This is a genomic window from Empedobacter sp. EJD.6dd (assembly GCF_057369435.1).
The window spans coordinates 1563372-1574741 of the sequence record NZ_CM170667.1 but is presented as its reverse complement, the minus strand read 5'-3'; the positions used below and the strand labels follow the sequence as shown (position 1 = coordinate 1574741).

Annotated in this window: 8 protein-coding genes and 4 tRNA genes; 3 read left to right on the top strand and 9 right to left on the bottom strand. The window is 33.1% G+C overall.

Translation table 11 applies throughout. The features are described 5' to 3' along the window. Positions 1-36 precede the first annotated feature (36 nt). From AC2I98_RS07430 to tamL, 7 genes are all read right to left on the bottom strand, one after another. Positions 37-120, bottom strand: a tRNA-Leu gene (locus tag AC2I98_RS07430). A gap of 24 nt (positions 121-144) precedes the next feature. Next, a tRNA-Gly gene (locus AC2I98_RS07425) sits at positions 145-217 on the bottom strand. Between the two features lie 28 nt (positions 218-245). Continuing rightward, a tRNA-Leu gene (locus AC2I98_RS07420) sits at positions 246-329 on the bottom strand. A 36-nt stretch (positions 330-365) separates the two neighbouring features. Then, positions 366-438 (bottom strand) — tRNA-Gly (locus tag AC2I98_RS07415). Between the two features lie 88 nt (positions 439-526). Next, a complete protein-coding gene (accD, locus tag AC2I98_RS07410) occupies positions 527-1375 on the bottom strand; it encodes an acetyl-CoA carboxylase, carboxyltransferase subunit beta (protein WP_486413956.1) in 849 nt (282 codons plus the stop codon). A 41-nt stretch (positions 1376-1416) separates the two neighbouring features. Beyond that, the gene (gene fbaA / locus AC2I98_RS07405; protein ID WP_486413955.1) at positions 1417-2484 is read right to left on the bottom strand and encodes a class II fructose-bisphosphate aldolase; all 1068 of its coding nucleotides are present in this window, start codon (positions 2482-2484) and stop codon (positions 1417-1419) included. 37 nt (positions 2485-2521) lie between these two features. Next, on the bottom strand, positions 2522-5125 hold the full coding sequence (tamL, locus tag AC2I98_RS07400) for a translocation and assembly module lipoprotein TamL (RefSeq protein ID WP_486413954.1): 2604 nt from the start codon (positions 5123-5125) through the stop codon (positions 2522-2524). A gap of 4 nt (positions 5126-5129) precedes the next feature. Here tamL and AC2I98_RS07395 point away from each other — a divergent pair, with 4 nt between their 5' ends. The 3 genes from AC2I98_RS07395 to AC2I98_RS07385 all read left to right on the top strand — a co-directional run bounded on the left by AC2I98_RS07395 (position 5130) and on the right by AC2I98_RS07385 (position 7762). Further along, complete coding sequence (locus tag AC2I98_RS07395; RefSeq protein ID WP_486413953.1) at positions 5130-5873, top strand: TrmH family RNA methyltransferase; 744 nt, start codon at positions 5130-5132, stop codon at positions 5871-5873. A gap of 88 nt (positions 5874-5961) precedes the next feature. Further along, positions 5962-7230, top strand: coding sequence for a serine hydrolase domain-containing protein (locus AC2I98_RS07390; RefSeq protein ID WP_486413952.1), 1269 nt, complete (start codon positions 5962-5964; stop codon positions 7228-7230). Between the two features lie 145 nt (positions 7231-7375). Further along, positions 7376-7762: an HU family DNA-binding protein gene (locus AC2I98_RS07385; protein WP_486413951.1), complete on the top strand. Its 387-nt coding sequence runs from the start codon at positions 7376-7378 to the stop codon at positions 7760-7762. A gap of 248 nt (positions 7763-8010) precedes the next feature. Here the strand turns inward: AC2I98_RS07385 and AC2I98_RS07380 are convergent, their stop codons facing one another. Both AC2I98_RS07380 and AC2I98_RS07375 read right to left on the bottom strand, forming a co-directional pair. Beyond that, a complete protein-coding gene (locus AC2I98_RS07380; protein WP_486413950.1) occupies positions 8011-9123 on the bottom strand; it encodes an ABC transporter permease in 1113 nt (370 codons plus the stop codon). Continuing rightward, positions 9123-11198: a carboxy terminal-processing peptidase gene (locus AC2I98_RS07375; protein WP_486413949.1), complete on the bottom strand. Its 2076-nt coding sequence runs from the start codon at positions 11196-11198 to the stop codon at positions 9123-9125. Before AC2I98_RS07375 ends, AC2I98_RS07380 begins: the two co-directional genes overlap by 1 nt. Positions 11199-11370: the final 172 nt, after the last annotated feature.

Below are 11370 nucleotides of genomic sequence, written 5' to 3'. Positions count from 1 at the left end.
AAAAAAGCCCAAGAAATAAATTCTTGAGCTTTGTTGTACCTCAGGCGGGACTTGAACCCGCACGTCCTAATGGACACAGGATTTTAAGTCCTGCGTGTCTACCAATTCCACCACCAAGGCATCCACTTCTAAGAAAGAAGTTAGAGCGGGAAACGGGACTCGAACCCGCAACATTCAGCTTGGAAGGCTGACGCTCTACCAATTGAGCTATTCCCGCGTGTAAATTGCAAAAATCAAATAAAAAGTACCTCAGGCGGGACTTGAACCCGCACGTCCTAATGGACACAGGATTTTAAGTCCTGCGTGTCTACCAATTCCACCACCAAGGCAAAATTTGATTTTTGAATCTTAATATTATTTCAAAGAGCGGGAAACGGGGCTCGAACCCGCGACCTCAACCTTGGCAAGGTTGCGCTCTACCAGCTGAGCTATTCTCGCGATTGGAGTGCAAATATATAAAATCAATTTCTAATAATCCAAATGAAATTTGAATAAAATTTCAAAAATATATTTGCACTTCTATTAATTAGTTGATAGGCATTAACATATCAGCTACTTCTTTTATTTTATCTTTCATCTTTTTACGATGAACGATCATATCTACGAAGCCTTTTTCTAATAAAAACTCAGATGTTTGGAATCCTTCTGGTAAATCTCTACCAATTGTTTCCTTAATAACACGAGGACCTGCGAAACCAATTAAAGCACCTGGTTCGGCCATAATAACATCACCAATTGATCCAAAAGAAGCTGTAATACCTCCAAAAGATGGGTTTGTTAAGACTGTAATGTAAGGAATGTTATGATCTGCTAATTGAATTAATTTAGCTTCTACTTTTGCTAATTGCATTAACGAAATTGCAGCTTCCATCATACGTGCACCACCAGATTGCGTAATAATTACAAATGGAGTTTTGTGTTTGATAGAGTAGTCAATTGCACGTGCAATTTTTTCTCCCATTACAGAACCTAAAGAACCTCCAATGAATTTGAAATCCATACAAGAAATTGTAATGTCACGTCCATGAATTTTTCCCGTCGCATTACGAAGAGAATCGGTCATTCCCGTTTTCTTTTTTATTTCTTTTAAACGATCTTTATAAGGTTTAGTATCTGTCCAGTTCAAAGGATCTTTACTTTCTACTTTTGTATCTAATTCTGTGAATTTTCCTTCGTCAAATAAGATTTCAAAGTATTCCTGAGAACCAATTTGTACGTGATGATCGTCTTCTGGACTTACATACGCATTTGCTTTTAGCTCTTCAGTTTCAATAATTTTTCCTGATGGTGTTTTATACCATAAGCCTTTTTTGACGTCTTTTTTTGACTCTGTAGGCGTTGTAATATTTTTCTTGCTTCTAATAAACCAAGGCATATTCTCTGTTTTTATTTGAATAGAAAAATCTTAATTAAAGATTATCCTAAAGTATTAACATTATTTAAATCGTGGAAAGATTGGATTAATCGATCTTTGAAAGTAACTTCTCCAGCTCTTAACCACACACGTGGATCATAATATTTTTTGTTAGGGGATTCTGGACCTTCTGGGTTACCAATTTGTCCTTGCAAATAAGCTGCATTTTCGTCAAAATATTTACGAATTCCTTCCATAAATGCATATTGTAAATCTGTATCAATATTCATTTTGATAACACCATATCCAATTGCTTCTCTGATTTCTTCTAAAGTAGAACCAGAACCTCCGTGGAATACAAAATTTACAGCATTGTCTACACCATATTTTTCGTTGATGTATTTTTGTGAATTATCTAAAATTTTTGGTGTTAAAACAACATTTCCTGGTTTGTAAACACCATGCACATTACCAAATGCAGCTGCAATCCAGAAATTGTCAGAAACTGATTTTAAGTTTTCGTAAACGTATGCTACTTCTTCTGGTTGTGTGTATAATAGAGAGTTGTCAACATTAGAATTGTCAACACCATCTTCTTCACCTCCTGTGATACCTAATTCCATCTCCAAAGTCATTCCAACTTTAGACATTCTTTCTAAGTATCTTTTGCACGTTTCTACGTTTTCTTCTAATGGTTCTTCAGACAAGTCTAACATGTGAGAACTAAATAAAGTCTTTCCGAATTTATTGAAGTGTTCTTCGTTAGCATCCATAATACCATCTATCCAAGGTAATAATTTTTTTGCACAGTGGTCAGTATGTAAAATTACAGTAGCACCATAAGATTCTGCTAAAGTATGAATATGTTTTGCACCAGCAATTGCTCCTTTGATAGCAGAAAGTTGATTATCACCTTTTAATCCTTTTCCAGCATTAAAAGAAGCTCCTCCATTAGAAAATTGAATAATAATAGGAGAGTTAACTTCAACTGCAGCTTCCATTGCTGCGTTAATTGTATCTGAACCGATGACATTACACGCTGGTAAAGCGTAGTGATTAGCTTTTGCATCATTGATAATGTCTTGAACTAATGAACCGGTTGCAACACCGGCTGGAAATTTTCTGCTCATTATGTTAGAATTTTGTGAAACAAATATAGATGTTTTTTTAGAAAGGATAATTAATTCCGAAGTGTAATCTTGGTTTCAATAAATTAAAATTATCAAATTGCCAACGATCACCTAATTCATAAGAAGGGTCATAAATTTTGTAACCTAAATCAAATCTTACAATTGCAAACGTACCAATGTGATAACGGAAACCAACTCCAGAGCCAATTCCAAATTCTTTATAAAAATCTTTGAATTTGAATAAAGTTTCTTGACGATCTTTGTTTACACCCCAAATATTACCAGCATCAATAAAATAAGCTCCTTCTAAACTTCCAAAAAGATTGAAACGATATTCAGCATTGAATAATAATTTCATACTTTCAAATTCTAAACTTTGATTTTTAGAATTGATGCGAGGTTTACTTCCTGGTCCTAATGTTAATGGTGCCCAACCACGGACATCGTTTGCCCCACCAGCAGAATAACTTCTAACGAACGGTGCTGTATCAGAATTGCCATATGGCTGAATAATTCCAAATAAAAAACGACCTGCAATACTAGAGTTGGAGTTCATTTTGAATTTTCGACGTATATCTAGATCAAATTTTACAAATTGTGAATATGGAATTCCAAAAATTAAACCAGCTTGATGTCCTTCTCTATCAGGTTCGGCTTTATTAAAACCGAATGCTTTGTCTAAACCTCTAAGTAAATTTCCAGCTAATTCAATTCTGGCTTGTATAAACCATGGGTTGCTTTTTGGACGAAATGCATTTTCTTGATTATACGTGAATTGATAAATAAATGAATTAATTAAGACATTTTGAGAAATGTTTGCTTTTCTATACAACATATTCTCAAAATCAACATATAATCTCGCATCTTCACCTGTAAGCGAACTCTGAAACCCTTTGTCAGACTCAATTGCATCGGTTAACTCATCATCTGTTAAATAAACAGGTGCATTTGGATTATAGGCATAATATAAGGCTTTTACTTCATTTTTTGTAGTATTATCTCTTGTAAAAACTTCATAGTATCGATCTTTTTTACGATTGCTAATAAATTCTGTATTAAATAAAGAAACTTTGTGTTGAAATTCTGAACTTGAAATATCCATATCAAAACCAAAACCATAAGTTGTTTTGTCTAAACCAACATTTTTCTGTGTACTTGCATTCATTCGAATAGCAGATTCAGCAGAGAAACGTTTAGGTAAAATATTATCAAGATTAACTGGTGTTAATAAATAAGGAAATTTCAATTTAGTTTCAATAGCAATTTCGTAAGCATTCAAGAAAGCTTTATTCATTGAGAAATCTTTGTTCACCGAACCTAAAGTTCCTTTTAATGTTGTTTCTAAATTTTCTCCTCCTCCAAATAAATTTCTCGAAGTTAAAGTCATCCCAGGAGAAATTGCAAAATTCATATATCGAGAAGCATAACTTTCGACAAATAAATTTAAGTCATATTTCTTTTTAGGTGTAAAAAACACATCAACATTTAGAATAGAATCTTGTTTCGTTACTCTAAATCCATGTAAATTAATATTCTCTTTCTTAAAAATATTTCGTTTTGTTTGAATTTCTTGACGCTGACGATATAATTGTCCAGGTCGAATTACAAAAGCATCTGTAAAATATCGAGGTCTATATTCTGGTTGTTTTGTATAAAAGACGTTGTAATCTTTGTATTCTTTTTTGATTAATTGACTTTCGTCGTCTACCATACTACGTGAGTCAGCATAGATATTTATCTTTCCAAAACGATATTGTGTAAATGGAGTAATACTATCAATTTTTAGAGAATCTTGACTATATTTATCTATAAACATAGTGATATCAAGACGTTTGTTACTCTTTAATGTATCAGCTTCAAAGTATAAATCTTCGCCCGAATCATTAAAATCATAGTAACCTCTATTCTTCAATAAATCAATAATTCGATCGCGTTCTTCTTCGAATTTGTCAAAATTATATTGATCTCCGGCATGTAAAACAGTTTGTTGACCTAATGGAGAATTTAAATATTCTTCAATTTTCGCATCAGAAATTTTTTGAGAAAAAGTTTCGATGTAAGAAGGCTCTCCTAATTTGATGTCATAAATGGTTTCCGCTTTTTTTGCAACCGAATCTTTATCATAAGAAACAGCGACTTTCGAATCGAAATAACCTTTATCGTGAAATAATCGGTTTAAGTTTTTTGCAGAAAACTCCGATTGTTGCTCGTCTAACAAAACTGGCGCTTCACCTTGGCTATAATACAAGCGTTCTTTCCATAAACTTTGCCCTACATATTGGCTCAAATTATTTTTAGTGAGTAAACTATCCAATAACTTTTGGTTACGTTGAGAGGCGTCTTGTCGATAATATTCCTGAAAAGTTTCATCAAATTTCGCAGGCGACCAATTGTAAACCCATTGCCAAAGTGGAAAAAATCCTAAGAATTTTCCTGCTGGCTTTTGTTTTACATAATCACTTAAATCTTTGTTGATTATCGATTTCTTTTTCTTGATGTCAGGATCTTCTTTATCGTAGACAAATTTGTTTTTTACGAACAAATATTCTCCTTCAGGAACTTTCTTAGTTGTACTACAGCTATAAAAAAGTAATCCTAAACAAGAGATAAGTGTTATATTTGTTGTAATTTTTTTTTGCATAAATATGTTATCAAATAACGTTATTAAGATAATAACTTCTCTGGGTTCTAAAAAATATAGACAAAAATATAATTTGTTTGTCGTAGAAGGTGTTAAAAATATTGGGGAAGTTATAAAAAGTTCTATAAATATTAAAGAATTATTTATAACTGAGGATTTTTGGCCTGAAGCTACACACATCAAAAAGACATTTATAGAAGAAAAAGATTTGAAAAAAATCAGTTTCTTAACAACTCCAAATATCGGTTTAGCACTTTGCGAGTTACCAAATTACGACGAAAATATCAAGTTAAATGGTTTATCTATTGCGTTGGATGATATTCGCGATCCAGGTAATTTAGGGACAATTATCCGCTTGGCAGATTGGTTTGGTGTAGAAGATATTCTTTGTACCAAAGAATCTGTAGATATGTATAACCCGAAGGTTGTGATGTCGACAATGGGATCTTTTACACGAGTGAAAGTTCATTACATCGATTTGGAAAAGTATTTGTCGGAATATAAAGGGAACATTTTCGGAACTTTTATGGAAGGTGAATCTATTTATGAACAAACACTTCCACAAGAAGGTATTTTGGTGATGGGTAATGAAGCAAATGGAATTTCGAAAGAGATCGAGGAGTTGACTACAAATAAATTAAGCATTCCGTTCTTTGGGAAAAATGGTTCTACCGAAAGTCTTAATGTAGCTGTTGCAACAAGTGTCATCTTAGGAGAATTTAAGTCTCAACTTTCGCACAAATCATAAAAAAAACTTAATGTTTCTAAACGGGTAACTATTCCACAAATAAATATATACTTTAGTAGAAACAAACAAATAGATTAAGAAAAAACACATGAAATATGTAGCGGTTGTTCTTGCTTCTGCAATGCTGTTTATGGGAAGCTGTAGCAAGAAAAACGAACAAAAAGAAGAACTTAGAAAGAAAGATCCGCACGCTTTGCGTTACGATTCGTTGGATTGGAAAGCAGATTTCAAACCAATGAAGTATACAGAAGCAGAGTTAAATGATTACCGAAACAAAGTAAATACCTTTTACAAAGACTTTTGGGTTGATGGAAAAGTGAGTGGAGGACTATTGGTTGTAAAGAATGGACAAATACTTTTAGAGGAATATCAAGGAATGGCAGACGAAAGACATAAGCGTCCAATAACTGCCGAAACACCTATTCACATTGCATCTATCTCGAAAGTTTTCACGTCGATGGCTATTCTTAAGCTGGTCGAGAAAGGTAAAATTAAATTAGATCAAAAGGTTAATACAATATTAGAAGGTTTTCCTTACGACGACATTACGGTTCGTAATTTGCTAAATCACCGCAGTGGTTTACCAAATTATGCCAACGTTTTGTGGAATGGTAAGAAGGTGATGATGGATCGTGAGAAACCAATCTCTAATCAAGATGTGTTGGATATTTTTAGAGAACACGACGTTAAACAAATTCGTCCTGCAGACAAAGGTTTTTATTATTCGAATACCAACTTTGCTTTTCTTGCTTTGGTTATCGAAAAGATTATGAAAATGCCTTATCCAAAAGCGATGAAATACATGGTTTTTGACCCTCTTGAGATGAAGCACACCTTTGTTTTTGACTATGATCGCGATAAAGATACAGTAGCTCGTAGTTACAAATACAATGGTTACGAGTGGGCTTGGGACGATTTTGACCGTACATATGGAGACAAAAACATCTATTCTACACCAAGAGATTTGTATAAATTAGATGTTGCCATGTATTCGGATGATTTCTTACCTAAGAAGATTAAGCAAGAAGCTTTTAAAGGATATAGTTACGAGCAAAAAGGTTTCAAAAACTATGGGCTTGGAATGCGCTTGTTAGAATATGATAATGGTAAAAAATTATTATATCACAATGGTTGGTGGCATGGGAACAATACGGTTTTTGTACACGATGTTAACAATCAATTTACGGTAATTGCATTAGGAAATAAACAGAACAGAAATATTTATAGTGCGTTTAGATTAGCAGGACTAATGGATACTTATCCAATAAAAGTTCCGTCAAAAGATTCGATGAGGTTGCATCAGCAGACACTTCATCCAAAAGATACTGCAAAACTTACCACTAAAGTTTCAAGATAAAAACTAAGCTTCCCTTATAAAGGAAGCTTTTTTTGTGTATGGTTTAATTTGTATTAAACTGATAATCAATAAGTTTATTTTGTTAATTAAATATAAAGTATTAATTTAGAGTTAATTAACTATTAATCTATAAACACTTTTAATTATGTCAGTAAAATACAACGTTATTGAAAAAGGCAATCCTGGAGATGCTTCAGCGCCTAAAAAGTTTTATGCAAGTTCTGTTGCCGATGGCGAAGTTTCTCTTCGTAGACTAAGCAAAGAAATTGCACAAACCTCTTCTGTTAGTGAGAGTGATGTGTATGCTACTTTAATAGATTTAGCAAAAATGTTATCGAGGCATTTATCTGATGGTAAAATTGTAAGGTTAGGAGACTTTGGTTCTTTTCAGATAAGTATTAGTAGCGAAGGTGTAGATACACAGCAAAAAGTAACTGCTAATTTGATAAAAGGTGCTAAAATTCTTTTTAGACCTGGTTTAGATTTACGAGAAACTTTAGCAACCTTAAAGTATGAAAAAAAGAAGTCCTAAAAACCTTTTATAAACATCTATTGAGATAGGTCTAAAAAAACGTCGAGTGATTTTGATTAAAATCACTCGACGTTTTACTTAAAATCACTCGACGTTTTATAGAAAATGTCTCGATGTTTTTATAAAGAGAATATATAATCTTATTTTATATTAATCAAACAACATAGAAACATAGCTTATGAAAACTATTTAATATACCTATGTTTCTATGTGGTTTAATATAAAAATTTTAAAACTTTATAAGATTTTTATTGCTTAATATCCATAATATCTCGCAAAACATTACCAAAGATATTAAATCCAAGAACTAAAAACATAATGGCTAAACCTGGTAGAACTGCTAAATGTTGTTTACCAAGAATGATATGATTGTAATGTTCTTTGATGATATTTCCCCAAGACGGAGTAGGAGGTTGTGCGCCAATTCCAAGGAAGCTCAAACCACTTTCTACTAAAATTGCCGAGGCAAAGTTAGCTGCTGATATCACAATAACAGGTGCAACGACGTTAGGTAATATTTGATTGAAGATAATTCTTGAATCTGAAAAACCTAATGCTTTTGCTGCTTCCACAAATTCTTTTTCTCTATAGGATAAGAATTGTCCGCGGACAACACGTGCAACTTCTACCCACATCGTAAGACCAACGGCAATAAATATTTGCCAAAATCCTTTGCCAATAGCTAATGTAATAGCAATTACCAATAGTAATGTTGGGATAGACCATACTACGTTTATCAACCACATTATAAAGTCGTCTACTCGTCCCTTGTAATAACCTGCGATAGCGCCCATGGTAACACCTACAAGTAATGAGATAAATACAGCGATAAACCCGATAAGAAAAGAAATTCTTGTCCCGATAATTAATCTCGAATAAAAGTCTCTTCCATAAGAATCTGTACCAAGAAGATATGTTTTTGTATAGATAAATTCTTTCTCTATATCTTGAGGTTTGATGTTGTGCTTAGTCCAAGTTGATACATCTACCTTGATTGGTTCGCCACTTAGTCCGTTTCCTAAATAAGGAACATAGGTAATAGTTTTACCATTGTTGGTGTAAGAGGTAATACTTATTTGTTCCGAATCAATCTCTTTCCCGAAGATATAATCAGCAAAACTCGTTTCTCCTGTGTAATTTGGTAAGGGAATTTCGATTGTTTTTTGCTGATAACCTATAGGTGCATATGCAATGGTTAGGTCTTGTCTGTTAGCGTTTTCTGTTTTGTCCGACGCAAAGACATAAGCAAAGATAGAAATGATTGCAGCCAATACTATTACACCAAAAGAAAGAACACCAAGGGTGTTCTTTCTTAATTTATTGAATACGATTTGAGAAAATGAACCGTTTTCTTGCTTCATTATTTTATGTCTCTTAAAACGTTAACCGCTTCGTTTAAATAAAAGTCTCTTTGCATTCCTTTGAACCAATTGTTACGTTTAGCTTTTAAGACAGTATCAGTCTTAGTAGTTGCCAAGTCGTTTTGATTCATTGTAAACTTGAAGTTGTTTTTGTACTTATCTAAAACTTCGAATTTCTTTATTTTATCTTCGCGCGTTTTACGGTACGCTTTATAGTCAACCAAGTTCAAAGGAATCTCTTTCACCTCTTCCATTGATTTAATGAACTTGAAACTTTCGTTCATTAATTTCAAGTGTTCATTATTTTCTAAACGAGCTTTACTGTTCGCTTTTACTTTTGCTAAATCGAAAGATGAAGGCCATTTTGCAATAACCAATGGTTTAATTTGATCCCAGTTCAATGCTTCTGGACGAGAAGCTTCGCTGATGTCTTCGTAAGTATACTGATCAACTAATGAAACATCTGACTGAACTCCTTTCAATTGTGTTGACCCTCCGTTAACTCGGTAGAATTTTTGTATCGTTAACTTAACAGCTCCATACTCATCACTTCCCGACTGACGATCTAAAGGTAAGATAGTTTGTACAGTACCTTTACCAAACGTTTGTGGAGAACCCACGATAACTGCACGTCCATAGTCTTGCATTGCTGCAGCAAAAATCTCCGATGCAGAAGCAGAAAGTTCGTTAACCATTACCACTAAAGGTCCGTCGTATGAGATAGAATTATCTTTGTCTTCGTGAATTTTAAGCATTCCGTCACTACGTCTAACTTGTACAATTGGTCCTTCTTTGATGAATAATCCAGAGATTTTAACCACCTCTTCTAATGAACCACCACCATTGTTACGAACATCGAAAATAAGACCTTTGATATTTTCTTTTTTCAAGATTTCAATTTCTTTCTTGATATCATCAGAAGGGTAACGACCACCTTCTTTACCCATCGGTGTATAGAACTCAGGTAAATAGATGATTCCAAATTTATCCCCTTTGTCGTCAGTAATTACAGACGAACGAGCAAATACTTCATCATATTCAATTACTTCACGAATCAAAGAGATTTGTTGTTGAGAACCGTCTTTTTTCTTGATTGTTAAGACTACTTCTGTTCCTTTTTTACCTTTTATCAGACGAATAGCATCGCTTAAAAGCATTCCAACAATGTTTTTAGGCTCGCCATTTTTCCCTTGAGCAACTTTAATAATTTGGTCTCCAACTTCTAATTTACCGCTTTTCCATGCTGGACCTCCAACGATAAGTTCGGCAATTGTTGCGTATCCTTTTTTATCTTGAATCTTAGCTCCAATCCCTTCCATTTGTCCAGACATTTCAAACTCGAAATCTTCTTTACTTGTTGGAGAGAAATATGTTGTGTGCGGGTCGTATTGTTCTGTAAACGAATTCATGTAAATTGAGAAATAATTTTCACGCTTCGTTTGTTTTATGCGACGGAAATAGTCAGAAATTAAGTCTTTTACTTCTTCGCGTGCCATCTTTTCTACTTCTGCAAAAGGTGTATCTTTTGTGATTTTCTTTTTGTCTTTATCAGCTAAAGGATCTTTAGTTTCTTTCAACGAAGTAGAATTACTTAAAGTATCTTTCTTTTCACCTTTTAAATCATCTTGCATAGAAATGATTTCTAACATTACGTTATATTTAAGATATTTACGCCACAAATCTTTTGCTTCGTTTTTATCTTTTGCATATTTAGATGTTTTATAATCGATGTTGAAATTCTCTTTTTGATTAAAATCAAAAGGTTTCGATAAGGCGTCCATCGAATATTTTTCAGCTTCAGCAATACGTTTGTAAATTGTATCTGCAGTAGAATTGTAAAAATTTAAATTCTCATTTTTGTAATAATCATCTAAATTGTGGTAATCTTTTTTGAATAAATCATAATCAGATTGCAACAAAAAGCGTTTACTAGGATCTATATATTCTAAATATTTATTGAATACATTTTCTGAAAATTTATCGTCAACTGTAGCAGGTTTGTAATGTAGGTAAGTTAATGTGTTTCGTGTATTTTTTACGATTAACTTTTCTCTTTCTTCATCAGTGTCTAACATGGGTTTGCAAAAGCAGAAAGCAAGCAAACTCATCGATAAAAACGATAGTAAAACATACGTTTTTTTAATTAACATATTTTGCTGGTGTTATATAAATTAATAATTTAAGGTTCCTTCAAATATAAAACAAAAAAGAAATTAGAAGGAAGTTTTTTACATTTGTATAAATGAT

Coding starts and splice junctions, on each gene's coding strand:
- accD (WP_486413956.1), bottom strand. CDS start 1,375: ATGCCTTGGTTTATTAGAAGCAAGAAAAATATTACAACGCCTACAGAG.
- fbaA (WP_486413955.1), bottom strand. CDS start 2,484: ATGAGCAGAAAATTTCCAGCCGGTGTTGCAACCGGTTCATTAGTTCAA.
- tamL (WP_486413954.1), bottom strand. CDS start 5,125: ATGCAAAAAAAAATTACAACAAATATAACACTTATCTCTTGTTTAGGA.
- AC2I98_RS07395 (WP_486413953.1), top strand. CDS start 5,130: ATGTTATCAAATAACGTTATTAAGATAATAACTTCTCTGGGTTCTAAA.
- AC2I98_RS07390 (WP_486413952.1), top strand. CDS start 5,962: ATGAAATATGTAGCGGTTGTTCTTGCTTCTGCAATGCTGTTTATGGGA.
- AC2I98_RS07385 (WP_486413951.1), top strand. CDS start 7,376: ATGTCAGTAAAATACAACGTTATTGAAAAAGGCAATCCTGGAGATGCT.
- AC2I98_RS07380 (WP_486413950.1), bottom strand. CDS start 9,123: ATGAAGCAAGAAAACGGTTCATTTTCTCAAATCGTATTCAATAAATTA.
- AC2I98_RS07375 (WP_486413949.1), bottom strand. CDS start 11,198: ATGTTAGACACTGATGAAGAAAGAGAAAAGTTAATCGTAAAAAATACA.